The following is a 26,617-nucleotide window of genomic DNA, read 5'->3' as shown; positions in this document are numbered from 1 at the left end:
CTGACCTGCCCACACCCCAGGCGGCAGACAGACCGGGCGGAATGCATCTGAGCTGCCGGGCATGATCGTCCACCCGCGGACCCTCCAGGGGCAGTGCAGGGTGGGGGACACCTGTCCGGCGCCAGATGCAGACACTTACCGGTTCTGGTTCATTCCCCACCACGGCAGGTTCGCGAACGGGTAATGTCCGTCATTCCCTGCTTTCAGTGCGGCGTAGAACTGCGGGAAGTTGTACCGCGGCTGATACCCCAGTTCAGCCTTCGCCTCCTCCACAGACCAGAACGTGAACCCCCACATGGTCGACAGCTCAGCCAGACGCCCACGCCTCTGCGTAACAAGCTGAGAGAGCCCTGGACACTGTTATTCCAGGAATGCGGCTGGATCCTCACGCCAGCGGGACCACTGCTCCTGGGTGAAGGGCACTTCTGCCATGATGTTAAAGGCGTCGCAGACGACCGTGTCGTTGGCCAGACCAAGCAGGAACGCCTGGGCGACATCCCGGTCATCCACGCCGCCTTTGAGCAGCCGGAAGCCGTACCGGAGAAAGTCTTCCGGCACGAACATGCCCAGGCGGTAAGCAATCGTCCGGATGCCGTGGCAACGGGCGTAAAAGCAGGCGACTTCCTCTGAGAGCGTTTTGGTCAGTCCGTAAAAATCCATGGGTAACGTGGGCAGCTCTTCCGTCACGACTGCAACGCCGTGCTCGGGTGTGCGGACGCTCTCCCCGTACACGCCCATCGTGCTGCACAGCAGCACCTTCCTGATCCCGTGTTCCCGCGCCGCTTCATAGATGTGGTAGGTGCCTTCAACATTCAGACTCCAGAATTCATCCCGGGAATGGTGATTCAGGTGAACACCGTGCAGCGCGGCGCCGTGCACGATGACGTCAACGCCTTCGGCGGCCCGGAAGACGTCCGCCTTGCGTGTCGCGTCTCCCTGAATGAATGCAAACGGCGTGTCCAGCGGCCGGAAGTCCATCAGGACCGGCGTGTGTCCGCTGTGCTGTAAGGCTGGGGCCAACACCCGACCCAGATTGCCGCCCGCACCAGTAATCAAAACCTTCACCGCCGCCTCCATGACGCCGTGCCGGGTCGTTTTCTTTTCTCTGGACCGTGCGGGGAGCCCACCGTCACGGCCATCCCGCTTCATTGAGCGGCGTGACGATCACTTCGTTCAGCACCAGTTCGCCAGGCGCCGCACACATCCACACCAGAAGATCAGCGACGCGCTGCGGCGGCAGTGCATTGGTTGGAGGCGCAGCTTGCGTTTCCTGCTCGGTGCGTCGTTCCGGATCAAACGTGCCCCAGCTGGTGGCCATGCCGCCGGGGTACACCACACAGGCGCGGATCCCGTGAGGTTTTCCTTCTGCGGCCAGGGCCTGCGTGAAGCCGGTCAGCCCGAATTTTGAGGCGCAGTAGGCACTCGCGCTGGCCCAGCCCCGCTTCCCTGCCACGGACGACACGTTGATGATCGTCCCGCGTCCAGAGCGCTGCATGTGCGGGAACGCAGCTTTCGCCAGCAGGAACGGAGCGCGCAGATTCACATTCAGCACCCGGTCCCACTCCTCGGCAGTCAGCTCAACCACAGGTCCAGGAACGTCCGTCGCGGCATTGTTGATAAGAATGTCCAGTCGCCCGAGTGTGGTCACACCCCGCCTGACCGCGTCCGTCAGGGCCGCACTGTCTGACAGGTCGACCGGACAGACCAGCGCCCGGCGTCCAGTCGCTTCGATCTCAGTCGCGATCAGCTGCAGGTCACCCGCGCTGCGGGCCATGAGCATGACGTCCGCCCCCGCCTGGGCAAGACCAAACGCAGTGGCGCGGCCCAGTCCGCTGCTGGCGCCCGTCACCAGGGCCACCTGCCCGGCGAGGGCATCCGGACGCATCTGTTGGCGTTCACGCGTCATGTGGGCTTCCTGGCGGTGACGGACTCGATCAGCTGAAGGTCGTCGTCCGTGAGAAGTGTCCGCGTGGACGCCCTGACGTTCTGCTCCACTTGTTCAGGCGTCTTCCCGCCGGGGATGGCGACCGAGACCGCCGGGTGATTCAGCACGAACCGCAAGGCCACCTCACCCAGGGGGCGGTCAGGCGAGGCCAGGCTGCGCAACTGCTGCACCTGATCAAGCTGCGCCCGGTACCAGTCTTCCTGCGGCCAGTTGTGCCGCACGTCGCCTTCCGGGAACCGGGTGTCTGCGGTAAATTTCCCGGTCAGCATGCCCATGCGCAGCGGGCCGCGGACGACCACGCCGATGCCCCGGTCGAGGCAGTACGGCAGGATGTGCTGCTCGGCCGTCCGGTTGAGCAGGCTGTAATCCAGCTGCACCACGTCCAGCGTGCCGCCTTGGTTGAACGCCTGAACATACGCGAAGTCATCGGTGGACACACCGACAGCCCGCACCCGGCCTTCCTGCTTCAGCTGGGCGAAGGCGGTCAGGAACGCTTCTGTTTCGCGTGGTGTGTTCCACCAGATATGGTCGAAATAAACGTCAATATAGTCGGTCCCCAGCCGGCGCAGGCTGTCCCCGAAGGCGGAGATGATCTTCTCGGGCCGGTCATACACGGGTTCCCCGTTCGGGTCCCGGTGGTGGCCCATCAGGCCCCCCTTGGTGGCCACGATTATCTGATCGCGGCGGTTCTTGATGACCTGGGCGACCAGCGTTTCACTGTGCCCGTTCCCGTACACGTCGGCGGTGTCGATGAAGTTAACCCCCAGTTCCAGCGCCCGTTCCATCGCGCGGAGCGAGGCGGCGTCCTCGACCGGACCCCAGGCGTCGCCGCCGATGGCCCAGGCGCCGAACCCGATCTCAGAAACCTGAATGCCAGACTTTCCCAGTGCACGCTGTTCCATCCGTCGCTCCTTTCCATCCTGACCGTTCAGCTTGTGTCGCTTCACCTTAAAGGCCCTGGGCAACCGAACCTCAGGGCTGGGTTGAGGCCACCTTTATCCAACCCGCCACACCCATTTCATTGGATTGATGCCCCGAGGAAGCGGGAGCACGTCAGCACCTGTTACAGCCGGGACGTGAAAGCACCTGTGCGCCAGACTGACCCACACCCGCCTGCACGACCACATGAACGTGCTGGATGACGGCGCCCACGGCCCACGCTCCGGCGATGACCTGCGCCGTGAATGCCCGGGTCGCCGGTGTGCTGGAGGCGAACGTCGCCCCTGACCGTACCGGTGAAGCCCGAACAGGGGGCCCCGACACTCCCGAACGGCGTGCCTGACGCGCACGCGCCGGAACCGGTTCCCGGAGGGGAGGCGAAAAGCTTGCCCGTGGCCCTGAATGGGTTCGTGCTGCCTGAGGCCAGGGTCCGGCTCCCGCTGGGGGACGCGCTCGTCACACGGGCAAGGCTTCCATCGGGCGCGCTCCATACGGTGGAGGCCGGCGCGCGTCCGGCAACGGGGTGGTGATCGGTTGCGGGCACGCTGACCGGATCGGGCGTGAGGCGCTGGTGGACGCGTGCCGCAGCGGGGTCACGCGAGGCCTTCGCGGCACTCAAGACCCGGGGGTTGAGCCTGGACGCCACCCACATCACAGCATCCGAGCAGTTCTCCCAGCTGTTCGGGTTGCGCTGCATCACTTTGGTCTGGAAGGGTCAGCGCGCAGACCGTGCAGCAGACCCCAGAACGGCACGCTGCCCGGGAGCGGGCGTGATTTTGGCCCGCACCGGGTGACTGGTGCGGTGTCAGGCCGTGAGGGGAAGCGTTCTGGAGTCTGCCGTCAACGGCTCAGCACGCCATTTTCGACCATGGCCCCGTCACATCTTCATCATGTGAGGGGCAGGGGCTGAGCAGGGGCGGAGGTGCGGCTGGGGGTGGAGCGCGGGGCGGGTGCCCAGGTCTCGCTCATCTTATGCCATGCACCGCCGGCTGTGACATCAGCGATTGCCACTTCGCTGGAGCTGATCCAGGCGAATGTGTTGCTGTTATGCGGCCCCTCAATATTCGGCGCGGCCTGCCCCCTCTCGTGTCTGGCACGACGGAGTGGACGGTGCAGACAAGCCAGATGACGGCCCTGGACTCAGTAATTCACGGTCATGGTGACGCTGTCGGCATACTCTCCAGGAACGAGATTCTGATTGGGAAGAATGGTGCCTTGCACGGTGAGCACCTGTACACCACTCTTGCCTATGCCGGATACACTGCCGTCCGCAACGGCCCCACTTAACCCGAGCTGGTAAGTCAGCTTGCTGGCCGGACTCCCGATCAGGCTCATGGTTCGCAAAGCCGTGCCGTTGTCCAGACTGACGTTGTAGGCCATGCCCTTGGTGCAGCTCACCTGGGCCGACGTCGAGCCCGATGTCGATGATCCTTTGTACGTTCCGAAGTCCAGGGCGGCGGCCCTGATGTTGCACGTCCCAACCACTTTGACGCGCACCGCGAAGCTGGCTGACTTGCTTGCAGCCGATACTGGAGAGGAGCCGAATAACACAGCACAGGTAAGAAAAAGGGTAAGGCGGGATTTCATATGTCTCCTGGGGACCCGCTCGGTCTGCACTGCGACCAGGGGGAGAAGGGAGAAGGCACTGTTATGGTGCATGGGTGGGTTTGGTGCCCTCAAATTGATAGGTAGTGGCTCTCCTATTTAAGTATCTGTCTCAAGTCTGACAAATTAATTGCACTTAAATTCATTTAAACAACGGTAGCAATATATTTTATTTTCCTATTGATTTATATTAAAGTAGGCATAAATATAAAAGTTAGTAATCAATTACTAGGTTTAATGTGTCTGTGTAGTTTCCTGGCTTGATGTACTGACCACTAAAGATGCGGCCATAGCCTGTAAGTGAAGAGGTATTGCTGATATTTCCGCCGACGGTGAAAGTTCCTGCAGTGCCGTTGCCCCAGATTGAGCTCCCTCCATTGATGGTGTAGATGTTGTAATTTAATACCTGAGCACTCCCCACTAAACGCATTGTTCTAGGGTTTGAGATTGGCGATGTTGATGTAACGGTAGCCCCACCTGACCCACCAAGCCAGGCTGTGAAGTTCCCGCCCCCGGACCCTGACGTACAGGATATGTTCGCTGTAAAAGTAAACGCAGTATCACCCGGGGTTGCCGGGCTGTAACTCACAGGACTGGACGTAATGGTGCCAATACTAATGGTCGTACAGGCGGCAAATGCCGATGACCCAATACAAACAACAGTAATGGCCCCCAGATAGACGGATGGACGTGAACTCAAGAATAGACGCACGTTATTACCCCCAGCTCTGCAAATGGATCCTGTGTTTGCGGATACACGATTTCAGCCTCACACTGCCCCTCCTCCCAGGTCACGCGCAGGCGACTCCGTTCGGCAAGACCCTCAACATACGTCTCTCCGCCACCCACCACCGGATACTCCATGGCGTCTGAATCCACCCGCACGGTCGCCCCAAGCGGGACCGCCTCACCGGTAGGCAGCATCAGGGTCAGCAGCGCGCTCCGCTGAATCCGCACTGTAAAGTTCACCACCGTTCCACTACCCGCGTAAGGGACGACGGTTTGCTCTGCCTGCGTGGCTGTCACATTCAGCGGCAAGTCACGGGTATCGATGGAGAGAACGTTGCGGGCGTAAGGCGTCAAGGCCGGTACGATCAGGGCGCCGTGTGCATCGGTACGCCCCACCAGCTGACCACCCCGGTAAACCCGCACGCCCCCGAAGGCCCCGACCTTCACAAGTGCGTATGCGTCCTGTATCCGCTGGCCCAGTTGCACTTGACCGCCGAGCAGCGACACACTTCCCTGCACCCGTCCGTGGAGATTCAACCCATCCGGCCCGAGCCTTCCAGCCAGCAGGGCGGTCCCATTGCGGCCCTGCGACGACAGTTGCCCGCTCCCGCTGAACTGTCCTGCCGCGAATCCAGCGTTGGCGGAATAACCGAGGCCCCCTTGGGCCGGTGTGTTGCGCCCCACGCTCCCCTGCGCGCCGTGAAGATCACTGCCAACCCCAACGGTGACGTCCCGGCCCAGCTTGATGCTGGTGCTCAGGGAGACCGCGGTGCGCCCCTCAGGCGCGAATTGCCGGGTCACTCCGACACTCAGAGGATTGCCGAACACGGGAACGCTGTAGGTCCCGGTCAGTGAAGACACTTGGCTTCCGTCACTGCGGCGCTGAAAGTTCAGACTGGCGCTCACGTCGCCCCCTTTGCCCAGGCCCACGCCTACGCCTGCTCCCATCACCAGTTGAACCGCATCCTCCACGCCAACCTGCCGGAACGTAGGGGTGCGGTAGGTGACATTCCCGCCGTACGACAGCCTGCCCTGCTGTCCACTCACGCTCAGGCCAACCAAGGCGCCTGACCCAGCGGCACTCCGGCTGCCTGCGAGCGTGGCTCGCACGACACCAGCGCCAGGCTGAGCCCAGATCAGGTTGCCGCCCAGCGCAGCGACTCCCGAGGACCCCTCACCGTGGAGTTCGCCAGTCAGCCGTTCAGTCAGCCCGCGGCGGTACAGGACGCTGGCGAAGGGCACGCCGTAATCCCAACTTGTGACCCCATAGTTCTGCCGCAGTACTCCTGCATCGACAGCGAAGGCCACGAGGCCAGGCTGCAGGAGAGAGGCGTCACTCAGGAAAGCCTGGCGTATTTCCCGAACGTTGCCAGCCGCGTCGCGGACGGTGACGCGAACGACCCCAGTGACCACCGACGCGGGAATGCCGCTGATGGTGAACGGACCCGCCGGCACCTCGCGGGTCAGGACCAGGCTGCCATTGACGTACACACTGGCCGTTCCTGGCACAGGGGTCTCGCCCTGCACGCTCAACTGCGGGGCAGTCGACTCGTCGGGGCGCAGAGCGAAATTGGTGGCCCACTGAACGCCGCCATACAACAGTGACGCCCCCCAGGCCCCCCCCTGACTGAAGTTGTCCCCTATCCGCACGCTCGCGGGTCCTTGCGGTAGATCAACACTCCAGGTCGTCAGGCCACGCACCAGAGAGAGCCCATCGGGCCCGCGAACGAGGAACGCGTTGCTGCGGCCGACCCCGAACGGGGTGGAAACCCCCGCATCCACCGCGCCGTCCAGCGACCAGTTCTCCGCGTACGTGACACCGAAATCATAGTTCAGGTACGCGCTGTAGCCGCTGCGGGTGGGCGTGGCGCCGCCCGAGTCGGGCCGCAATTCAGTCCCTTCGAAACTGCTGGGCACTACCGTCATGGTCAGCGTGAGGGCACCCTCATCCAGTTGAACTGGGCCACTGGCAATGCCCGTCAATGAAGCGAATTCCTCTCCCAGGTAGGAAAGACGTGCATCCGCCGGCAGACGCAACCGCCAGCGGGCGAAGTCCGCCACCGTCACCCACAACTGTCCACCCTGGCGCAACACCATGGTGGTTCCAAACGACTGGCCGTTGATGGTGACGTCCAGCAGAAGTTCCTGCACGTCGGCTGGGGCTGCCTGCGCGGCTTGCCCCACGGTCAGAGGGGTCTCGGCTGCAGCGCCGCCCAGCAGCGCCCCTACCAGGACCGCAGCCTTAGCGGTCCAGTGTGAGGTCCACACTGAAGTCTCCGGCGTCCGTCCCGGCCTGCAAACGGAACTTCGCGCCAGGGCTGAGGGCCTGCCTGGGTTTGTAGCTCCATGAGCGGGTTTGGCCGGGGAGAAGGTAAGCGGACATATCCTCATCCAACAGGACGACGGTGCCCGTGCCTAAGGCGCCGAGATGGGTCACCTGGACATGCGTGGTTCCGGTGTTCTGGGCTGTCAGGTGAAGCAGGCCGTCACTGCCCAGCCTGGCCTGCCATGAGAGTGAGGAGACGGGGGCCGCCGCCGGCTGCACAAAGATGGGCACGCCAACGCGCAGCAGCACCTGAACACTCACCCCATTGCCGGCACTTTTTCCCGGGACCTCCTGCAGGTACAGGCGGTAACTCAGCTCCTTGCGGGGGTCTACAGCGCGTCGCAATGCCACCCGTACCACCTGGGTTGAACGTGGCGCCAGGGTGAAGATCGGGGGCACCACCAGCAGGTCGGTGGTTGGGGTATAGATGTCCTGCCCGTCCTGTTGCGTCCACGCAACCACTTCCAGCTTGATGACCAGCGGCTGGTCGCTGGGATTGCTGAGAGTGATGGCGGCGGTGCGCGCCTGCTGGGCGAATTCCAACCTCACCGGAGCAACGTTGAAGGTTGCGGCGCGAGCCGTCATGTGCAAGCCGGCCATAAGGGCGGCAGTACCCAGGAGGAGCTGCCGGAGCAGGGTGGGCTGTGGTGCGGGCATAGAGGTCTCCAGATAATAAAGCAGGGGCTCCAGATAACAAGTCAGGACCAGCACTTATCGCGCGTGGCCCTGAGGAGATTAAGCACTTAATAGTCGATGGTCAGGTTGACCGTAGCGGAATACGCACCCTGCATCACGTCTTGTAGAGCGGGGATACTACCCGTGATGGTGTACGTCTGCTCGGCAGAACTGGTGCTCGTTATCGGGACGCCAGGCGCTCCGTTCGTACCGTCACCCCACAGCACCGTGGTGTTTCCGTTTGTGTAAGACAGGGAGTACTTCAACTGGCTGGTACTGCCCTGCGGGACGGTTGTGAAGGTGCGCAGCCCGTTGGTCATGGGGCCGGCCAGCTTTATGGTGTACGCTGCCCCCATGGTGCACTTCACCCCGAAGGTTGCTGTGCCTGACGTGGCGGTCGTGGCGTAGACGTTGTAACTGCCAAAATTCAGGGTTGTCGGAGGCGTTGAGATACTGCACGCACTGAGCACCGTGGTGTTGATGGTTACGGTACTGGCCGGCGTCGTGGTTGCGGAGGCCCCAGAGCTGATCAGCGTAACGAGCGCCACTATCATGCTTTTCGTCAAATTCATTTGTTCCCTCTCGGAAGCAGATGGCGCTCGAAGCGGCCGGAAAACGACTTTAGTAGTCTACCGTCAGGTAGACGGTGTCGGTGTAGCTGCCCTGCGTGGCGTCCTGCCCGGCGGCAATGCTTCCGTTGATGGTGTAGGTTGCTTCAGCCATTCCGGCGCTGGTCATATCAACAGGCGCAGCGTGTCCGGTTGCTCCGTCACCCCATGGGGTCGTGGAGTACGCGAGAGAGTATTTCAGAGTACCGGGTCCGCTGAAGGCACGAACGCCGCTGGTGTCGCCACCCGAAAGCTTCATGGTGTAGGCGGTCCCCTTGCTGCACTTCACGCCAAAAGTTGACGTGCCTGTGGTCGCGGCCGTGGCATACACGTCGTAGTTGCTAAAGGCCAGTGCGGTGGGCGCGGTCGAAATGCTGCACGTTTTGTTGACGGTCGTACTAACCGAGAGAGTGCTGCTGGGAGTGGTGGCTGCCAGCGCCATGGTGCCTGCCATCAGACCGAGTGCTGCCACAATCTTCATGTTCTTCATGATTCTCCTTGCGCAGGAACACGCTTCCCACCGTCTCACGATGGAATTCTGAAAAACGTGCACTTCTGCTTAACTGTATCTATACGATACTTCACAAATCGTTCTCACGTAAAGAGGTTTAACGCTCCGCATCGCAACACCTCATGCACAACGGTCATTCACCACCGGTCACGTGAACCCCGGACTCAGTTTCCGACAGTTTCCAGGGTGGTTGAAAAAGCGCGAGTGACACGCGAAAGCAGTGCGCGTTTCGTGAGGTTCTGGTCACGCTGATCCGCTGCTTCACTGGGAACCAGGGCTGAACAAGACCCCAGACCCACGGGCGGCCAAAGCGGTGGGTGGGGTGTTGAACGAACGCTGAACACCGGTTGGGCTGAACATGCTTATGCACCCCGAAGAAAGAGTTTGGAGAGAGGAGCGCCAACATCATTAAAACAAGCCAATGGTGGCTTGAACTGCCAACCTGACTGCTTCAGATGAACCCCCGCAGGAGACCGTCTCTATGTCCCCAGGCTCAATCAATCTGACTGACCCTCTGGACTACCAGTGGATCTTCGAAGCCGCCGGTGTTGGACTCCTGGAAATTGACTTTCACGGTTGTATCCGCCGGATCAACCCGGACGGCGCCGCATTTTTCGGGTCCACGGTCGACGTTCTGACCGGGCAGAGTGTCATGAACCTGACCTACGCGGAGGATATTCCGCGGACGGTCGAGGCACTCGGGCGGGTCATCGATGGAACCGTCCCCCTGGTCGTCGTGGAGAAACGGTACGTCCGCGCCGACGGTGAAATCGTGTGGTCCCGCTCGCGTGTCTCACTGCTCCGAAAAACGTCAGGTCCACCCGACTCGGTGCTGGCCGTCGTCGCTGACATTACCGAACTCAAGCGGGCGCAACAGGACCTCGAGGCACTGAACCTCAGCCTGCGGGCCACCCTGGACGGCGGGCTTCTCGGCCTGGGGATTGCCCTGGAAGCCCGGGACCTGGAAACCTCCGGGCATACCGTGCGGGTGATCCACTACAGCAGGCGACTGGGTGAAGCGCTGGGCCTGAGTGACGAGCAACTCACTGAACTCAAGCATGGCGCGAGTCTGCACGACCTCGGCAAACTGACCATCCCGGACGGCGTTCTGCTGAAGCCGGGCCGGCTGGACGCGACCGAATGGGCCATCATGCAAACGCACGCCCTTAAAGGGTATGAGATTGCCACGCGCATTCCCACGCTCCCTTGCGCCGCTCTGGCCGTGATCCGGTCTCACCACGAGCGGTGGGACGGCACGGGGTACCCGGACCGCCTGTCAGGCGAGGCGATTCCCCTGCTCGCCCGCATCTTCGCCGTGTGTGACGTGTTCGACGCCCTTCTCAGCGACCGGCCCTACAAACAGGCCTGGACGCAGGAGGCGGCTCTGCATGAACTCCGTCAGCAGCGCGGTCGGCACTTCGACCCGCGGGTCGTGGACGCCTTCGTGTCCACCTTTGAAGCGGACGATGCGGATGGCGCCTGAGCTCAGTGGGTTCACGAACGGCCTGTCACGGCCCGGCCATGCTGAATGCACCTGCTGGGTTGCCGCGCGGCGCTGCTGACCGCGCTCTGCCGGGAGTAGTGCAGGGTTCAAGCTGGATCGTCTGCGCGGTTCAGGCAGTTTCAGGCAGTGACCGTACGGTTGCGCCCGTGCGCTTTGGCGCGGTAGAGACGCTCGTCGGCAACAGCGAGGGCGTCCACCTCCGGCGCCACCAGGACCAGTCCGCCGGAGACCGTGAAGGTCTCGCCGGGCAGCCCGGCGCGGGCCGCCAGGGTGCCCTGCACGTTCGCGCGGATCCGCTCGGCGACGTCGGCGGCCGTCTCGGGCGGGCAGTGGTGCAGAAGCACGGCGAATTCTTCCCCGCCCAGCCGGTACACGCGGTCTCTGGCACGAGTGCTGTGCTGCGTGATGGCCGTGAACGCCTGTAACACCCGGTCCCCGCCGTCATGGCCGTACGTGTCATTGACGCGTTTGAAATGATCCAGGTCGAGCAGCAGCAGGTAAGTGTCGTCTGGCACGGCTGCAAGGTCCTGCTCGAACTGCCGCCGGTTCAGCACGCCGGTTAAGGCGTCCGTGGAGGCCAGGGTCTGATAGTGCTGCGTGCGCGCGAGGCTGCGCAGGCGGGTGTTGCCGGCCACCTGCCCCAGCAGCAGCCCGACCGTACTGAGCACGGTCAGGGCCGTATAGGCGCCGACGGCGGTGGTCCAGGGCTCTCTCCCCAACGCGAACGCAATGAACAGCGGGAGATTCGCCAGGGCAAACAACCGCAGGGCCACCCAGGGGGTCCGTGTCAGCGCCGTGCGTTCGCTGGCGGTCAGGCGGAGCCACGCGCCGTCAGGCGCGGCGAGCCAGGCCACCAGCAGCAGTTGGAGGAGGGAGGGGACCGCCCCGACGCCTCCGAGCAGGAAGCGGCAGGTGCCGACCGGGAGGGCCACGGCCAGGCCGGCGAGGCGGCCGTGACGGCGGGCGACCAGCGCGACGGGCACCATGCGGAAGTCGAACAGGATGCCCGGGACCAGCTGAACGGTATTGGCCAGCGCGAACAGTGAGGTGGCAACCAGCGCGACGTACCGGGCCAGCAGGGCGGCGGGGCGGTCCGGTTGACCGACCCGGAAGAACGTCAGGCTGACGAGGAAAACGCCAGCGATCAGGACAGCCAGGTTGAGTACCACACCATTGACGAGGGACAGGGCACTCACGCCGGTATTGTACCGGCCCGGTCTGCCAGTCACGGTCCCCGGCTGGGCGGCGTTGGCTGGTGACTGTCGGGCCTGCCGGCCAGGCCGGTCAGCTGTTTCCTCCTGAGACAACCACCAGCAGTGTGGCCGGCCAGTAAGTTGCCTGGGGGCTGATGGATGACGGCACGGGTTTGCCCTGGGACGGCCGCGCCTTGAATTCAGCGCGAGTACGGCGATCGCGCGTGATGCGCTGGCTGCTGCGCTGGTGAGCCAGCACCTGCCGGGTCGGCATTGGAGCGGCATCAGGCCGGCGCCCATCATGTCCGCTGGGGGAAAGGCTAAATCACTGCCGACAGACAGGAGTGGACGCCCAGACCGACTGCTCAGGCGGGGTGTGCCGCTCTTGCCCGCGCCAGGGGCCGCAGGGTTCAGTGCCCGGGTCCACGGTGCACCGCGCCCAGTTTGTCCTTGACCACGACGCGGTCGGTCAGGGTCGCGGACGCCTCAGTCAGACCGATTCCTGAACGGTCGCGAACTTCGTGCAGAGCTTGTTCTTCCGCAGTGACGCGCTGCTCAGACAGGATGAGTGGCCGGTCAAGGGTGCGCTCATTTTCTCGGACAGTCTTGCCCTCACGGTGGACGCCGAGCAGCTGACCGTCGACCTGGGCTGTCGTCCTGCGTTCGTGACGCGCGTCAGTTCCGCCCTTCCCGGCGACCGGTCAGCGACTGGCCTGACGGAGCGAGACCAACCGGCGATCCCGGTTGCTGCTGGCGTTGCTCGCGCCGGACGCCCTGGCGTCCGGCGACCACCAGCTGAGCGGGGCAACTCTGGCCAGCCGGTGGGTCCGGTGCAGGTCTGTGCCCGGCGCACCGTCACCTTGATCATCAGGATCGCCTGTGGAGCCTGGCGCCTCCTGGCCGCCGCAGTGAGCGGTGCGGGCACCAGCGGGACCTCGAGCAGACCGGAGGACCGGCGTCCCGTCCCTCGGGGGATCGGGCTTTCACCCGGGTTCTGTTCAAGCCGGGTCAGCGCCGCCATTTGATGAGCCACCGGTACACTTCGCTGGTTCGATACGCAGTTTCCCAGCCGGCCTGATGGTCACCGTATTCCACCTCGGTGTACCTCAGGAACCGGGTTTCCCCACCAGCGTGGAAGATGGCGTCCACCATATTCCGGGTGTACTCCACTTTTGTTGTGCGGTCGTCCTGCGCATGGAAGGCCCATATGGCGAGGTTCTTCAGCGGCGCGGCGTGTGCCGGGCTGCCTGAGGCACTGATCGGCACGGCGGCGGCGAAGAGACCCGGGTGCCGCATCAGTGCGTTCCATACCCCCTGCCCGCCCCGGGAGAGTCCGGCGAGATACACCCGGTCCGGGTCGATGTCTGGGTGGGTATGCAGGAGTTCGGCAATCAGGGCGATCAGCGCGGTCATGGAAACTGTTTCCGGGGTGGTGTCCAGGTTGTATTCGGGAATCCCGGTGCTGGCCCAGCGAATCTCGACCGGCGTCTGGGGCGCCAGAACGTACGCCGCCTGCACCTGCTGGTGTTCAGGGAGGGTGAAGTACTGTGGTCCGTACCGGGTGCCTGCAAGCAGTTGTTTTTCGTTGTCAATGCCGGCTTCGCCTGAGCCGTGAAGGTGAATGATCAGCGGCAGTTTGCCCGCTGCCAGCGCTGTGGTGGGGGTGTACAGCTGGTATGGCAGGGAGAAGCCGCTTACCGTGATGCTGCGTTTTGTCCACTGACCGCCTGTGCCCGGCACGGCCGTGGCAGTGGTGGGATCAATCAGCCGGCTGGCGTGGGTGGGGGCCGCCACGAGGAGCGTCGAGAGGAGGGTGGTTAACACGGGGTTCCGCATGCAGGGCTCCAGTGGTCGGGTGGCGGCGTGGGTTCAGGGGAGGGACGAGCGCAGCAACCTGGCGGCGTTGCCCTGCGGGATCAGCTCGTACGGGGGAGATGAAGCGGGAATCAGGAGGGTGTCAAACGGGTGAAGGCGCGCCGTGGTGTCGCTGCGCACTTCCACGGTGCCTTCCGTCACCGTCAGGGCGTGGAAGGTTTCTCCTTCGGTGCGCCCGGTCACGGCGCTGTCCAGGTGCAGGAGTTCCGTCGTGAAGTAGGCGCAGGTCACCAGGGGGTAAACGCCTGTCTCCCGGGCGGTGGGACCAGCGTGGAGGGTGCCTCGCCCCTCTGCCTGGGTGACCAGCGCTGCTTCCCTGAGATGCAACGCCCGCCCCGCGTCCTGTGGTCGGTCCCAGTCGTACATGCGGTAGGTGAGGTCACTGGACTGCTGCACCTCATACGTGAGGAGGCCGGGCCCAAGGGCGTGGAGGGTACCCGCCGGAATGAAGAGCGTGTCGCCGGCGTGAACCTCCTGGTATTGAGCCAGCGCCATCACCTGTTCACTGAGAATGTGGGTGTGCAGTTCCGCTGGCGTCGTCTCCTCTTGCACGCCTGAAATCACCCGAGCACCGGGCTCAGCCTGCAGAACATGCCACGCTTCCGTTTTTCCCACATGCCCCGGTCCGTGAAGGTTCAGGGCCTGCTCGTCGTTGGGGTGGACCTGGACGCTCAGCCAGGCCTGGCAGTCCAGCAGCTTGATCAGTACCGGAAAGTCCGTGAACTGTTCACCACGCCTTCCCAGCAGCCACCGGGGTTGTTCATGAACAAGGTCGCGGAGGGTTCTGCCGGCATGGGGACCGCCGTCAATGCGGTTGCCGGCGAAGACCACCCAGGCTTCCCCCACAGGTTCCGGCCCTGGGCTGAGCCGGCGCCCCCCCCAGACGCGGGGGTGGTAGTGCGGCGTGAGTCGAATCATAAGCCTCCTGTTCCGGGCGTGGCGTGCAGGGCGCCGCCGCCGAGCAGCGCCGCGTCCTCGAGCAGTTGAGAAGCCGACACCTGCACGTTGGGCAGGCCAGCTTGCAGGGAGGAACCGAAGTGAGTCCAGGCGCGTGACACATTGCCGCCCACCACCACTGCCGCCGCGCCGAACGACACGGTGAAGGGCCGGAGAATGTGAGCAAGATGTTCACCCAGCATCAGGAACGCGCGTTGGGCGTGAGGGTCTGCGCGGTCAGCGCGCCGACTGATTTCACGGGCTGTGCAGCGCTCGCCGCTCAGCGCCTGGTAGGACCGGGTTACTGCCTCACCGCACGCGAACGCCTCTGCGGTGCTGTCCGCATAGGGGGTGTTCCAGAGCTCACCTGCGGGGGGAATCTCGGGGCCGCTGGTGACGACGTGACCCCGCGCCACGAAGCCACTGCCGAGTCCGGTGCCCAGGGTAATGCCAATCAGGCGCTCGGCCCCTTGTCCCGCGCCTGCCCAGTGTTCGCCCAGGGCAAACAGGTCCGCGTCATTGCCCAGCAGGATGGGAAGCTGCGCCAGAGGTCCGCCCCGCAGCTGGGTCCGCAGGACGTCCCGCACATTGACCCCCAGCAGCTGCTCGTACTTGTGGGTCATGTGTGAGACGCCGCTCTGGTAATCGAAGGGAGCAGGGAGCGCCAGAGCGAGGTGGGTCACCGTCCCGGCCGGGCAGAGCAGCGAGGCCCGGGTCAAAGCGGAGTGCCAGGTCTGCACAGTGTCCTGAACGGAAGCGGTATGAAGGATGCTTTCCCGGACCCGTCCTGCGGGCAGAAGGGTCCGGGTGGCGAGGTCGACAGGCGCGGCCGTCACGTGACTGCCGCCCACATCCAGGCACAGCGCGTATCGCGAATGGGTCTTCACGTTGGGCGTCACCGGGTGCTGGAGCGCACCACGATCCTGGTCGGAACGGTGACCTGCGTGGGCTCTGCAGGCCGGGCGATCAGCAGTTCCACGCCGCGGCGCCCCAGGCCTTCTTTGTCGATGCGCATGGTCGTCAGGGGCGGGAAGGACGTCCTGGCGGTGGGCAGGTCGTCGAAACCGACCACCGCGATGTCCTCAGGGACTTTCAGTCCGAGGGTGTAGCAGGTCTGAATGGCCTGGATGGCCGTGCTGTCGTTCCAGCAGAAGATGGCGTCAGGGCGCTCTTTGAGGTTCAGGAGCTCCCTGACGGCATGGTCCGTTCCCTCGACTTCCTGCAGGATCGGCTCCCGGAAGACTTCCAGGGTTGGGTCGTGTTCGATGTGGTGGGTCAGCAGGGCATACCGGTAGCCCTGGCGCCGCTGGGTGATGGAGTAATGGGATTCCGGCCCGCAGATAAAGGCGATGCGCCGGTACCCGCGTGTGATCAGAAATTGCGTCAGCAGGTACGCGCCTCCGAAGTTGTCTGAGTTGACGCAGTTCATCTCGGGGTGCCACAGGTCCACCAGGGCGACAGGAATGCCGAGTTCCGTGATCTCCTGCAACTGCTCCCGCTCAAATGCGCCCACGCACAGCAGAGCGTCCGTGTCTGACCGGTGGGCGCGTTCACTGATGGACTCTCCACTGTCGGTGGACGTGAAGGTGAGGGAAATCTTCTCCTGATTGCAGGCGTCTTCAACCCCATGCAGCACCGTGGAGTAGAACGGATTATTGGCGAGGGTGTTGTGCTGGCGGTCGTAGATAAAGGTGAGGCGTCTGATGCTCCGTCCCTGGCGGAGGTTGCTGAAGTCATAGCCGAGCTGTTCTGCGGCGGCGTGGACCCGGGTTCTCAGGTCGGCATTGATGCCGTGGTGGTTGTTCAGGGCGCGCGAGGTGGTGCCAAGCGAGACACCAGCGGCGCGGGCAATGTCGCGGATGGTGGGATGACTGCGGGCTTTGATGGCCATGTTCCAAGAATAACCTTATTCTGTTCATTCGTACACTTGCCTCTGCTGGGCGGTGGCAGGAGGCATCGTTGCCCGAACTGCAGCGTCTGGAGCCTGGCATGACGTGACTGGTTGCGTTTGAATCGCGCCGCGAAGCCACAAGCAAGCGGCGAGACGCGGGTCGGACGGCATGATCGGGCACCATAAAGTTCTTGGAACATATAGAGTCAGTTTCGAGAACAGGGTTGACAGCCGTCAGGCCCAAATGTAAGCTTGGTTCATGTTCACAACTTAAGCGCTGGAGAGCTCTAAACCGTCTTGCACGTGCCCCAGAAGACGCTCAGCCCGACTTTGGGCTGACCTGACATGGTCGCTCACCGTCAGAACTGGGGTTCCTCGCCGGTGAACATCAGTGAACAACTACTTTTGGAGGAAGTCATGAAACGACGCGCCCTGCTCACCCTCACCCTGGCTGCCCTGAGCAGCCCTGCCCTCGCCAAAGACACCATCACCATCTGGTACCCGTGGGGCGACGCCGACGGACAGACCATTCTGGACGCCGCCGCCGAATACAACAAAGCCCAGGACAACGTCACCGTGAAAGCAATTCTCGTCAGTGGCGCCGGCATTCAGGGCACCTCGCAGGGGAAGTTCCTCACCGCCGTTGCGAGCGGTCAGGCCCCCGACGCCGTGCTGTACTGGGGCCAGGACGTGCTCCCCGGCCTGGCCAACCTGGGTGCCCTGACGCCCCTCAATGACCTGCTGAGCAAAGCCGGCCTCAAGGGCAGCAGCTTCAACCCCACCGCCTGGAAAGCCATGCAGTTCGGCGGCCAAACCTACGGCATTCCCGAGATGAGCAACGTCATGATGTTGTACTACAACAAAGACCTGTTCAAGGCTGCCGGGCTTGATCCGAACAAACCTCCCAAGACCATCGAGGAGCTCGACGCCTACGCGGGCCAGCTCACCGTCCGGAAGGGCAAAGACATCGATGTGCTCGGCTTCGCTCCCTGGATTGCTCAGGGCACAGCCGCCCTGTGGACCGGCGCGTTCGGCGGCAATCTCCTGAACGCCGACACCCGGAAATCTGACCTCACCAACGCCGGCACGCTCAAGGCGCTGCAGTGGCAGGCCACGTATGTCAAGAAGTACGGCGCAGAAGACCTCAACCGCTTCCAGGGAAGCCTCGGCAATCTCACGGCGTCCAGCGGCAACGACCCGTTTATTGCCGGGAAGATCGCGATGGAAGTCAACGGCCAGTGGCACGCAGGATTTATCAAACGCTACGGCCCCAAGCTCAATTACGGCGTGGCGCCTGTGCCCATGCCCAAAGGCAGAACCTTCCCCAACTCCTTTACGGTCGGCAACACCTGGATGGTGCCCAAAGGCAGCAAAAATCCGTTGGAGGCCCTGAAATTCATCGCCTGGTTCAGCGACGCCACGCGCAGCGCCGCAGTTGCAGACAAGGTGTTCAATATCTCGCCGGTCAGAAGCGGACCGGCCCTCCAGAAGACCGCGGGCGAGCCCGTCATGAAACTCGCGGCCGAACTGCTCTCCAAGGGCCGCACCTATACCCTGCCGCCCCTGGTCGATCTGCTCGCCGTGAACAACGAACTCTCCAGCGCCTTCCAGACGGTGCAGCTTGGCAAGGCTGATGCCAGGACCGCCCTGGACACCGCTCAGAAGAACCTCGTGAAGGCCGCAGCCCAGGGCCGATGACATGAAGTGTCACCAGCTGATCCTCTCGGTTCTCCTCGCGAGCAGCTGGGGTCAGGCCGCCACGTACGCTGTGACCTTTCCCCACAGTCCCGCCCCAGGCTGGACTGTGGACTGGTTGAGCACCGATACCGGAAGCGTTCTCCACTCTCAACCGTGGCCGGAAACCGGCGGCGTCCTGACCTCCCCGGACGTCAAACTCGACGTCTTTGCCCGCGCCCGCGCCCCCGGGATCAGTGCGGCGCCCACCGTGACAGACTGTCCAGGCGTCCAGCTGCGCAACCAGGGGTGGTGCAAAGATGGAAGAGCCTTCCTCCCCATCGGCATGAACCGCCGCCAGTTGTACTATCCACCGGCCAACCGCAACCAGTGGCGCGCCGAGACGTACATGAAGGAACTGCACAAGCGCGGCGGCAACACCTTCCGCGTTTTCAGCATGCCCGAATTCGAGAGTCCGGCCGGCACCTATGACGAATTTGCCCTCTCCGCCTACGACCAGATGCTCAGCGCGGCAGATCAGCTGGGCATCAACATCATCTTCAGCCTGATCGACCTGGCAGCGATGTCCGCCGACTTCTCAGGAGATCCCTATAACGTTCTCAACGGTGGGCCGTTCGAGAACCACCAGGACATCTACGGCAGCGAAGAGGGCCTGACCCTCCTGAAACGGCGCGTCACGTTTCTGGTGAACAAACTGCACCACCACAGCAGCCTCATTGCCTGGGAGATCGGCAACGAAGCGGACATTATTTCCGACAGGACGGCCAGCGGACACCAACAGACCGAGCGGGTGACGCTGGCCCTGGCGCGTCACATCAAAGCGGTCGACCCGTCGCACAAACCGGTCACGGCCTCGCTGCTGGCCGAGGCGGTCTGGCCGAACGTGTTTGCCAGTCCTGACATTGATTTCATTCAGTATCACAGCTACGCCACGAGCAACCCGGCCGCCTTACCAGGCGTCCTGCGCAATGACGCGGAACAAAGCGCGCGGTTCGGAAAGCATGTCCTGATTGGTGAGTATGGGGCGTTCCGTGCAGACCCCGAACGCTCTACGTTCCTGAAGACCGGCCTGTGGGCGGCCATGAGCCAGGGCATGAGCATCCTCCCCTGGGTGTCCGCCTCGGATGCGTTTGGAGAACTGTTTGATGAAGACCTTGATCTCTACGCCCCGCTCGCCACAGTGGCCGCCCAGGTGAACTGGACCCGCCCTCTGAGGCTGCGCAGCGCTGACTTCTCGGCGTCTGGCGCGGCGGTGCTGGCGTCACAACTGGGCAACGAGGAGGTGCTGGTGTATGTCCATCCTCAACGCTAACGCCCTCCGCCCAAAAGGAAGAAGTCGTAAAAAGACCTGGCAGTCCCTGTTTCTGGGGCTGGCGTTCATCTCGCCCTGGATCATCGGCTTCCTCTCGCTGGTGCTGTACCCGTTTGGCGCCTCGCTGTACTTTTCCTTCACCAGCTACAACATCCTCAGTGAGCCCCAATGGATTGGCCTGCAGAATTACCAGACCCTCTTCGCGGATCCCCGCTGGGTCACGTCCATCAAAAACACCATGTATTACGTGTTGGTCTGCGTGCCTGTCGGCGTGGTGCTCGCGGTCGCGCTCGCCATGGTCTACCACCAGCGCATGCCTGGACGCAATCTGATGCGCACCTTGATGTACGTGCCGCTTATTGTGCCTCCCGTCGCGACCGGCATCCTGTGGCTGTGGATGTTCAAGCCCATCGGCGGGCTGTTCAACACCGTGCTCGCCTGGTGCGGCATTCAGGGTCCGACCTGGCTCGGCGACCCCGACTGGGCGAAAATCTCACTGGTCATGATTGCCCAGTGGGCTGTGGGCGGCAACGTCCTGCTGCTGCTCGCCTCGCTGGCCGACGTTCCCAAACAACTGTATGAAGCGGCCGAGATTGACGGCGCCACCCTGTGGCACCGTTTCTGGCACATCACGCTCCCGATGATCAGCCCCGTCGTCCTGTTCATCACCATCACCGGCCTGATCGGTGCGTTCCAGGCGTTCACTGAGGCGTTCATCGTCAGTGGAGGGCAGGGTGGACCGGCAGACTCGACCCTCTTCGCCTCCCTGTACATCTACCAGAAGGCCTTTCGCGATTTCGACATGGGGTACGCCTCGGCGCTCTCCTGGGTGTTGTTCCTGGGGATTCTGGCGTTCACCGGCCTGACCTTTCGCCTGAGCAGGAAATGGGTGGTTTATGATCGCAGCTAAAGGCCGTCCTTCACACACCCAGTCCACCGCCCCTGTGAACAAGAGGCGCGCCGCGGGCACTGTGCTTGCGTTTCTCGTCGCCAGCCTGATCACCCTGAGTTTCGCGGTGCCCCTGTACTGGATGCTGATCACTTCGGTAAAGGGGGACACGGAGGTCTTTCTCACCCCCCCGACCCTCTACCCGCACGCCGTGGTCTGGGAGAACTACACCAAAGCGCTCACGAACATCCCCTTCTTCGAGTATCTGCGCAACACCCTGGTGTACGCCATTTTTTCCAGTATCGGAAGCAGTCTGTCGAGTGCCCTGGTGGCGTATGGCTTCGCGAAGATCCGCTGGGTGGGCAGAGAATGGGTGTTCAACATTCTGCTCGGCACCATGCTGCTGCCAGGCGTCGTCACCATGATTCCCACCTACCTGATCTTCCGTGACCTCGGCTGGACCGGAACCCTCCTGCCGCTGATCGTTCCCGCCTTCTTCGGCGGCGCCTACTACATCTTCCTGATGCGGCAATTCATCCAGACCATGCCGGATGAGCTTGCAGAAGCGGCCCGCATCGACGGCTGTTCTGAATTTGGAATTTTCAGGCGGATTATCCTCCCTCTGATCCAGCCGGCCCTGGCGGTGGTGTTTCTTCAGCAGTTCCTGCTGGCATTCAAGGATTTCCTGGGCCCCCTGATCTACCTGAACGACCCGTCGCAGTACACGTTGTCTCTGGGGCTCCAGCAATTCCAGGGGGCCAACGGTCAGGAGTGGGGACCCCTGATGGCCTGCGCGACCATTTTCACGGTGCCTCTGTTCGTGTTGTTCTTTTTCACCCAGCGGTACTTCGTGGAGGGTGTGACCTTCTCCGGCATCAAGGGCTAGACCCGGCCGTCGCCCCAGCAGACCGCTTTCAGCCCTCACGCCTGCGTTGCTGCGCGGCGGGCGGCGGCCGGTCATTGCCGGCCCGAAGAGCGGCCTGCAACCGCACCCACTGTCTCACAGGAGCCGACCATGAACTACGCGCAGCGCATGACCATCACGTTTCTGCTGACCACGCCGTGCCTGACCACCGCCTGCGCGCCTGCGCTCCGCCCGCCCGCCAGTTTCACCGCTGCGGGAACCGGCAACGCGGCGCCTGCGGCCGGGCAGGCGCCCACCACCAGCGGGGGGAGCCGCGGTGCCACCGGGGCCACTGGCGCTTCGCCCGTCATGACCCAGACGTCCAGTCCGGGCGCCGCAGTCCGCGCCGGCACCACCCTGCAAGCCGCGGCTCCAGCCACCTGGACCGCGGGCCTGACAGGACTGGGCTACAACAGCACCCTGGGGGTCACCGCCGTGCCTGCCAGTGCCCCGGAAGCGGCAGCGGCCCTGCGCACCTCCCCCAGCCCGGAGGCGCCCACTTACCTCCTGCGCATTGATTTTGACAACACCAAAGCCGACCCCGACCAGGACCTCAAGAAAGCCTATGCGCTGGTGGATTTCAGGGTCCCCCTGAATTTCAGCGGAGTAAACACAGTCAGCTTCGTCATCTTCAACCCGACCGCCATCACGCTGGACGCGGCCCTGACCGTCCGCACGACGGCCGCCAGAGAGTGGCAGGAATCCAGGTTGGTGGCCTTCGGGCCTGGCTGGTCGCACCTTCACTTCCCCCTGACCGAGCCCACCTTCAAAGCGGAACGCTCCGGCTGGGCAAACACCGCCCTTGTCCGCGACCTGAATGATGTGCGCGGCCTCGCCCTGATGGTTTATCCCCATCAGGGCATCAAAAATTACGTGCTGGTCACTTCGCCCATCACCGATGCGGCAGTGGGTGAGTGAATGCCGACTCATGCCCACGTCTCTGTGTGCGCCCCTGACGCCCCAAGGAAGCCTTCCATGCGTACGCCTGTCGCCCTGCCGGTCAGTCCCCTGCGGCCCGGTCCCTCTGATCGAGAGGTCACCCGGTGACGGGCTTCGCGTCAGCGTCTCGTTTCGTCCGGCTTGTGCTGGGCACCCTCGTGCTGGGCGGCGCAGCGCTGGCGGACGGGTTCGTTACCCGCTCGAGCGCCCAGCCCTGGACGCTGGAAATCGACGGCATCCCTTGTGTTCCCTACGGACTCAACCGTTTTGCCGTCATGAAGCCGGGAAACAACCGGGAGGACTGGTCCACCGAGCAGTACATGCGTCACGCGGCCACCAGGGGCGTTAATACCATCCGTCTCTTCGTGCCTGAGCCGGAATTCGAAAGTACTCGTGGCGCCTACGACCCGGAGCAGGTGAGGCGCCTCGACCAGACCATCGAGCTTGCCGGGACGTACACCGTGAAGCTGATCGTGTGCCTGTTTGATCACTGGGTGTTCCGTCACGTGCTGGACACCAGCGCCTATGGCGCAAAGAGCGGCGGACCACTCACCACCGGCAAGGCGTTCTATACGAGCAGTGTGGCCCGTTCCGCCCAGGCCAGGCGCATCGCATTTCTTGTCTCCCGGTATCAGGACAGTCTCGCCATTCTCGCGTGGGAACCCATCAATGAACTCAATGGCGTCTGCGCGGACTACCCCGGTCAACGCGAGGAGGCGCTGGACTGGCTGCACTTTGCGGTCGCCACGATCAAGAAGAGCGACCAGAGGCACCTGATCACGCAAAGCCTGACCGGTGACGTGCGCTGGGAGGAACTGTGGAGCGACCCCACCATCGATCTGGTGCAGCTTCACACCTACCGGGAGGTGCGCAACCCGGACCGGGCCGCCGCGGTGGCCCGCAACGCCATCCGCTGGGCGCAGGAGACCTTCCAAAAGCCGGCACTGGTCGGAGAGTACGCCCCCACTGGGCGTGGTCGCCCCGGAAACCCGCGCGGATTTCGTGACCGCCGCCACGCTGGCCTCGTTCGCCACTGGAGGAAGCAGCCTGCTGTGGACACACAAGAACGATGAGTTCGGCGATGTGACCGACGCTGAGTGGGCGGCGTACGAGCGGCTGGCTTTTCTTCCCAGGCTCCTGGGCCAGGCCGGACGGCGAGGGAACGTCCCTGCAGAAGGCAGGTCCGCCTACCAGTACGGTCCTGTGGTGGTGGCCTCCGCCGCCGGAGGACCACTGAACGTGGAGCTGCCCTTCCAGAACTTCACCGTGCGCCTGTACCGGCCGGATCTCCGCCAGTGGACCACGCTGCCGGCCAGCGCCGAAATGAACGCTCCGCAGGGCAGCTTTGTGCTGTTCGAAGCCGCACCTTGACCGCCCGTTCCTTGTCCTTGCGCACTCACTCGTTCGGGCCGACACCCCTGGCCCTGGAGGCATTCCTATGACCATCCTGACGTTCCATCAAAACTGGGAATTCAAGCCGCGTGAGGCGACCCAGGCCCTCCACGATGATTTCCGTTCCTCTTCAGGCTGGCGGTCCGCCACGGTCCCCGGGACCGTGCAGCAGGACCTGCTGCGCCACGGGGTGATTCAGGATCCGTACTACGGGCTTAACGAGCGGGAGGTGCAGTGGGTTGGAACCACCGACTGGCTCTACCGCGGTACGTTGACTGTTGAGGCCGGCGTCCTGGCGGCGCCGCACCTGCAGCTGACGTTCGAAGGGCTCGATACCGTCAGCACGGTGTTCCTGAACGGCGAGCGGGTGCTGCAGGGCGACAACATGTTCACGGCCCACACTGTGGATGTCAAAGGTCTGCTTCAGCCGGGCGAGAACACGGTCTGGGTCCTGTTCGAAAGTCCACTGACCGTGGGGCGTGGGCGTGAGGCGCAAGGTGGCGTGCGGGCCGCCTGGAACGGGGACACCAGCCGGCTCTACCTGAGAAAAGCCCAGTACCACTACGGCTGGGATTGGGGGCCGGTGATCCTCACGGCGGGCATCTGGAAAGCGGTGAGGCTCAACGCCTATTCCGTGCACCTCAGCGAGGTGCACGTTCCTGCGGAAGTCACGCCGGATCTCCTTCAGGCGTTCATTCCCGTGCACGTCACCCTCACGGGCGAGCTGGGCGACGTCGAAGTGCGCGTGACCCTGCGCGACCCGCAGGGCCGGGCGATGAACGCGGCGTCCGTGACCGGGACCCGTGTGTCCTCCGCGCTGTTCGAAGTGGCGGCTCCTGAACTGTGGCACCCCAGCGGCCGGGGCGCTCAGCCGCTGTACACCGTGCACGTCGAAGTGCGCCAGCGCGGCCAGCGGCTGGAGGAGAAAGCCGTACGTGTCGGTCTGCGGCGCGTCAGGGTGGTGCAGGAGAACGTCCGGGGCGAGCCGGGCAGCAGTTTCACCTTCGAGGTGAACAACGAGCCTTTCTTTGTCGGCGGCGCGAACTGGATTCCTGAACATCTCCTGCTCAATACGGTCTCTGAAGCGCAGTACCGGACGCGCCTCACGCAGGCCAAAGACGCGAACATGACCATGATCCGGGTGTGGGGCGGAGGCATCTACGAAACCGACGCGTTCTACGACATCTGCGATGAACTGGGCCTGCTGGTGTGGCAGGACTTCATGTTTGCCTGCGGAATGTACCCCGGGGACGAGACCTTCACCCAGAGCGTCAGGCGGGAAGCCCGCCAGCAGGTGAAACGCCTGAGAAATCACGCTTCCATCGCGTTGTGGTGCGGCAACAACGAGGACTATCAGATTGCCCAGGCGGTCGGCGCGTATGGGCCCGGCGGCGACGACAGCAAGTTCGATGCCCAGCACCTCTATGAGGTGGTGCTCCGCGCGGTGTGCGACGACCTCGATCCGACGCGGCTGTACTGGCCCGGCAGTCCGTACGGAGGGGCGGATGTCTTCGACCAGACCGTTGGGGACCGGCACACCTGGGAGGTCTGGCATGGGCCCATGGCGCCCTACCAGGAGTACAAGCAGTACGAGGGGCGTTTTGTCAGTGAGTTCGGGCTGATGTCTGCTCCGTCTCTGGACGTGATTGAGCAGTCAATGCCGCAGGAGGAGTGGTACCCCGAAAGCGAAACCTTCGTGCACCACACCCGTGCGCTGGGCCCCAACTTCAAACCCGACGGGGCCCGCCGGCTCGCCGTGTATCAGGCCGAGAACCTGCGGGGTCACCGGAACCTCGAGGAGTACATCTACAACACGCAGCTGATTCAGGCCGAAGCCATGCGGTATGCCTACCGGGATTACCGGCGGCGGTTTGAAGGGCCAGGAAAGCACGCCGTATCGGGGGCGCTGGTGTGGCAGCTCAACGACTGCTGGCCCGTCTCTTCGTGGGCCATCATCGATTCCCTGGGGACCGCGAAGCCCGCCTACTACTCGATTAAACGCGAACTTGCCCCACTGACCGCCGGGATTCACCTCGCAGGGGAGGCGCTGGAAACGTGGGTGTGCAGCAGTCTGCGGGAGAGCCGTTCGGTGGAACTCAGACGCTACGCGTACAGTGTCAGCGGTGAACTTCTCGGCGAGGACGTGTCTGTCCTGACGGCGCTGCCGGCGCGGCGGACCGATGTGCCGGCATGGCCGGTGGGCGGCGAGCCCAGGATCTATTTCGCGGAACTGGTGGAAGGCGGCGAGGTGGTCGCCAGGGCCAGCCATTTTCCAGAGCCGTATAAATATCATGATTTTGGCCCTGTCCCGCTGAAGGTGGAGGTCCAGCCCGAAGGCAGCGTTCGGCTGGTTTCTGATCGCCCTGCCAAGGGGGTCTGGCTGAGTGCGGGCCCTGGAACGGCCTGGTCGGATAACTTCCTGGATCTGCGTCCAGGGGAGGTCAGAACGGTCCGTCTGTGCGCCCCTGATGTTCAGACGGTGCGGGTGCGTGCGTTGGGGATGATGAACCCGCTGGAATTTGGTCTTCTGGCGCCCGTTTCAGGACAATGAAACCGGCGGCAAGGTGATGGCGTTGCTCTCGCCCTGTTCATGAACGAGATTTGCTCCCTCCCGGGAACTCAGCCTGCTCCTGTTCGGTACACCACAGAACAGAGCTTCCCGCACACCATTGAGAGAAAGGTGCAGAACGGACCGCTAGAAAATCGCCCCCGGGCGGTCCTGTGGTCCTGACACACCACCTCTCCGGCC

General features: G+C 63.5%; 24 protein-coding genes. 9 read left to right on the top strand and 15 right to left on the bottom strand.

Annotated features, from left to right (window positions below):
• Window positions 1-135 precede the first annotated feature (135 nt).
• The 10 genes from LAJ19_RS16975 to LAJ19_RS16925 form a co-directional block, all read right to left on the bottom strand.
• On the bottom strand, window positions 136-297 hold the full coding sequence (locus LAJ19_RS16975; protein ID WP_225523681.1) for a hypothetical protein: 162 nt from the start codon (window positions 295-297) through the stop codon (window positions 136-138).
• Between the two features lie 63 nt (window positions 298-360).
• Complete coding sequence (locus LAJ19_RS16970) at window positions 361-1,065, bottom strand: NAD-dependent epimerase/dehydratase family protein (RefSeq protein WP_225523680.1); 705 nt, start codon at window positions 1,063-1,065, stop codon at window positions 361-363.
• 64 nt (window positions 1,066-1,129) lie between these two features.
• Window positions 1,130-1,906, bottom strand: a complete 777-nt coding sequence (locus tag LAJ19_RS16965; protein WP_225523679.1) for an SDR family oxidoreductase — start codon at window positions 1,904-1,906, stop codon at window positions 1,130-1,132.
• Window positions 1,903-2,847 carry an aldo/keto reductase gene (locus LAJ19_RS16960; RefSeq protein ID WP_225523678.1) on the bottom strand — a complete coding sequence of 315 codons (945 nt, stop codon included), beginning with the start codon at window positions 2,845-2,847 and terminating at the stop codon, window positions 1,903-1,905. The genes LAJ19_RS16965 and LAJ19_RS16960 overlap by 4 nt, the downstream gene beginning before the upstream one ends.
• Window positions 2,848-4,024: 1,177 nt before the next feature.
• A complete protein-coding gene (locus LAJ19_RS16950; protein WP_225523677.1) occupies window positions 4,025-4,471 on the bottom strand; it encodes a Csu type fimbrial protein in 447 nt (148 codons plus the stop codon).
• 232 nt (window positions 4,472-4,703) lie between these two features.
• Window positions 4,704-5,201 (bottom strand): spore coat protein U domain-containing protein, encoded by a 498-nt coding sequence (locus LAJ19_RS22165; protein WP_225523676.1) that lies wholly within the window; start codon window positions 5,199-5,201, stop codon window positions 4,704-4,706.
• A complete protein-coding gene (locus LAJ19_RS16940; RefSeq protein WP_225523675.1) occupies window positions 5,186-7,486 on the bottom strand; it encodes a fimbria/pilus outer membrane usher protein in 2,301 nt (766 codons plus the stop codon). Before LAJ19_RS16940 ends, LAJ19_RS22165 begins: the two co-directional genes overlap by 16 nt.
• Window positions 7,461-8,201, bottom strand: coding sequence for a fimbrial biogenesis chaperone (locus tag LAJ19_RS16935; RefSeq protein WP_225523674.1), 741 nt, complete (start codon window positions 8,199-8,201; stop codon window positions 7,461-7,463). Before LAJ19_RS16935 ends, LAJ19_RS16940 begins: the two co-directional genes overlap by 26 nt.
• A gap of 86 nt (window positions 8,202-8,287) precedes the next feature.
• Complete coding sequence (locus LAJ19_RS16930; RefSeq protein WP_225523673.1) at window positions 8,288-8,791, bottom strand: spore coat protein U domain-containing protein; 504 nt, start codon at window positions 8,789-8,791, stop codon at window positions 8,288-8,290.
• Between the two features lie 49 nt (window positions 8,792-8,840).
• Window positions 8,841-9,317 (bottom strand): Csu type fimbrial protein, encoded by a 477-nt coding sequence (locus LAJ19_RS16925; RefSeq protein ID WP_225523672.1) that lies wholly within the window; start codon window positions 9,315-9,317, stop codon window positions 8,841-8,843.
• A gap of 502 nt (window positions 9,318-9,819) precedes the next feature.
• Here LAJ19_RS16925 and LAJ19_RS16920 point away from each other — a divergent pair.
• The gene (locus tag LAJ19_RS16920) at window positions 9,820-10,821 is read left to right on the top strand and encodes an HD domain-containing phosphohydrolase (RefSeq protein WP_225523671.1); all 1,002 of its coding nucleotides are present in this window, start codon (window positions 9,820-9,822) and stop codon (window positions 10,819-10,821) included.
• Between the two features lie 140 nt (window positions 10,822-10,961).
• On the opposite strand, the gene LAJ19_RS16915 is transcribed toward LAJ19_RS16920, so the two are convergent.
• The 5 genes from LAJ19_RS16915 to LAJ19_RS16895 form a co-directional block, all read right to left on the bottom strand.
• A complete protein-coding gene (locus tag LAJ19_RS16915; RefSeq protein WP_225523670.1) occupies window positions 10,962-12,038 on the bottom strand; it encodes a GGDEF domain-containing protein in 1,077 nt (358 codons plus the stop codon).
• 1,005 nt (window positions 12,039-13,043) lie between these two features.
• Entirely contained in the window at window positions 13,044-13,871 is an 828-nt protein-coding gene (locus tag LAJ19_RS16910; RefSeq protein WP_225523669.1) for a carboxylesterase family protein, read from the bottom strand.
• A 33-nt stretch (window positions 13,872-13,904) separates the two neighbouring features.
• A complete protein-coding gene (locus LAJ19_RS16905) occupies window positions 13,905-14,828 on the bottom strand; it encodes a type I phosphomannose isomerase catalytic subunit (protein ID WP_225523668.1) in 924 nt (307 codons plus the stop codon).
• Entirely contained in the window at window positions 14,825-15,733 is a 909-nt protein-coding gene (locus tag LAJ19_RS16900) for an ROK family protein (RefSeq protein WP_225523667.1), read from the bottom strand. Before LAJ19_RS16900 ends, LAJ19_RS16905 begins: the two co-directional genes overlap by 4 nt.
• Before the next feature lie 8 nt (window positions 15,734-15,741).
• Complete coding sequence (locus LAJ19_RS16895) at window positions 15,742-16,737, bottom strand: LacI family DNA-binding transcriptional regulator (protein WP_225523666.1); 996 nt, start codon at window positions 16,735-16,737, stop codon at window positions 15,742-15,744.
• A 417-nt stretch (window positions 16,738-17,154) separates the two neighbouring features.
• Between LAJ19_RS16895 and LAJ19_RS16890 the strand changes: the two genes are divergently transcribed.
• From LAJ19_RS16890 to LAJ19_RS16855, 8 genes are all read left to right on the top strand, one after another.
• Window positions 17,155-18,435 carry an ABC transporter substrate-binding protein gene (locus LAJ19_RS16890; RefSeq protein WP_225523665.1) on the top strand — a complete coding sequence of 427 codons (1,281 nt, stop codon included), beginning with the start codon at window positions 17,155-17,157 and terminating at the stop codon, window positions 18,433-18,435.
• Between the two features lies 1 nt (window position 18,436).
• A complete protein-coding gene (locus tag LAJ19_RS16885; protein WP_225523664.1) occupies window positions 18,437-19,744 on the top strand; it encodes a cellulase family glycosylhydrolase in 1,308 nt (435 codons plus the stop codon).
• Window positions 19,725-20,654, top strand: a complete 930-nt coding sequence (locus LAJ19_RS16880) for a carbohydrate ABC transporter permease (protein ID WP_225523663.1) — start codon at window positions 19,725-19,727, stop codon at window positions 20,652-20,654. Before LAJ19_RS16885 ends, LAJ19_RS16880 begins: the two co-directional genes overlap by 20 nt.
• Entirely contained in the window at window positions 20,641-21,519 is an 879-nt protein-coding gene (locus LAJ19_RS16875; protein WP_225523662.1) for a carbohydrate ABC transporter permease, read from the top strand. The genes LAJ19_RS16880 and LAJ19_RS16875 overlap by 14 nt, the downstream gene beginning before the upstream one ends.
• A gap of 129 nt (window positions 21,520-21,648) precedes the next feature.
• Window positions 21,649-22,455: a hypothetical protein gene (locus tag LAJ19_RS16870; protein WP_225523661.1), complete on the top strand. Its 807-nt coding sequence runs from the start codon at window positions 21,649-21,651 to the stop codon at window positions 22,453-22,455.
• Between the two features lie 164 nt (window positions 22,456-22,619).
• On the top strand, window positions 22,620-23,549 hold the full coding sequence (locus LAJ19_RS16865) for a cellulase family glycosylhydrolase (RefSeq protein WP_225523660.1): 930 nt from the start codon (window positions 22,620-22,622) through the stop codon (window positions 23,547-23,549).
• A gap of 10 nt (window positions 23,550-23,559) precedes the next feature.
• Window positions 23,560-23,847 (top strand): hypothetical protein, encoded by a 288-nt coding sequence (locus LAJ19_RS16860; RefSeq protein WP_225523659.1) that lies wholly within the window; start codon window positions 23,560-23,562, stop codon window positions 23,845-23,847.
• 67 nt (window positions 23,848-23,914) lie between these two features.
• Window positions 23,915-26,419, top strand: a complete 2,505-nt coding sequence (locus LAJ19_RS16855; RefSeq protein WP_225523658.1) for a beta-mannosidase — start codon at window positions 23,915-23,917, stop codon at window positions 26,417-26,419.
• Window positions 26,420-26,617 lie beyond the last annotated feature (198 nt).

The organism is Deinococcus taeanensis (assembly GCF_020229735.1).
Classification (GTDB): Bacteria; Deinococcota; Deinococci; order Deinococcales; family Deinococcaceae; genus Deinococcus; species Deinococcus taeanensis.
This window is presented reverse-complemented; position numbering and strand designations above follow the sequence as displayed.

Excerpts from the sequence above, each read along its gene's own strand:
- LAJ19_RS16895 (WP_225523666.1), bottom strand. The coding sequence starts at position 16,737 with ATGGCCATCAAAGCCCGCAGTCATCCCACCATCCGCGACATTGCCCGC.
- LAJ19_RS16975 (WP_225523681.1), bottom strand. The coding sequence starts at position 297 with ATGTGGGGGTTCACGTTCTGGTCTGTGGAGGAGGCGAAGGCTGAACTG.
- LAJ19_RS16910 (WP_225523669.1), bottom strand. The coding sequence starts at position 13,871 with ATGCGGAACCCCGTGTTAACCACCCTCCTCTCGACGCTCCTCGTGGCG.
- LAJ19_RS16935 (WP_225523674.1), bottom strand. The coding sequence starts at position 8,201 with ATGCCCGCACCACAGCCCACCCTGCTCCGGCAGCTCCTCCTGGGTACT.
- LAJ19_RS16920 (WP_225523671.1), top strand. The coding sequence starts at position 9,820 with ATGTCCCCAGGCTCAATCAATCTGACTGACCCTCTGGACTACCAGTGG.
- LAJ19_RS16870 (WP_225523661.1), top strand. The coding sequence starts at position 21,649 with ATGAACTACGCGCAGCGCATGACCATCACGTTTCTGCTGACCACGCCG.
- LAJ19_RS16925 (WP_225523672.1), bottom strand. The coding sequence starts at position 9,317 with ATGAAGAACATGAAGATTGTGGCAGCACTCGGTCTGATGGCAGGCACC.
- LAJ19_RS16930 (WP_225523673.1), bottom strand. The coding sequence starts at position 8,791 with ATGAATTTGACGAAAAGCATGATAGTGGCGCTCGTTACGCTGATCAGC.
- LAJ19_RS16880 (WP_225523663.1), top strand. The coding sequence starts at position 19,725 with ATGTCCATCCTCAACGCTAACGCCCTCCGCCCAAAAGGAAGAAGTCGT.
- LAJ19_RS16885 (WP_225523664.1), top strand. The coding sequence starts at position 18,437 with ATGAAGTGTCACCAGCTGATCCTCTCGGTTCTCCTCGCGAGCAGCTGG.
- LAJ19_RS16890 (WP_225523665.1), top strand. The coding sequence starts at position 17,155 with ATGAAACGACGCGCCCTGCTCACCCTCACCCTGGCTGCCCTGAGCAGC.
- LAJ19_RS16875 (WP_225523662.1), top strand. The coding sequence starts at position 20,641 with ATGATCGCAGCTAAAGGCCGTCCTTCACACACCCAGTCCACCGCCCCT.
- LAJ19_RS16960 (WP_225523678.1), bottom strand. The coding sequence starts at position 2,847 with ATGGAACAGCGTGCACTGGGAAAGTCTGGCATTCAGGTTTCTGAGATC.
- LAJ19_RS16965 (WP_225523679.1), bottom strand. The coding sequence starts at position 1,906 with ATGACGCGTGAACGCCAACAGATGCGTCCGGATGCCCTCGCCGGGCAG.
- LAJ19_RS16950 (WP_225523677.1), bottom strand. The coding sequence starts at position 4,471 with ATGAAATCCCGCCTTACCCTTTTTCTTACCTGTGCTGTGTTATTCGGC.
- LAJ19_RS16855 (WP_225523658.1), top strand. The coding sequence starts at position 23,915 with ATGACCATCCTGACGTTCCATCAAAACTGGGAATTCAAGCCGCGTGAG.
- LAJ19_RS16905 (WP_225523668.1), bottom strand. The coding sequence starts at position 14,828 with ATGATTCGACTCACGCCGCACTACCACCCCCGCGTCTGGGGGGGGCGC.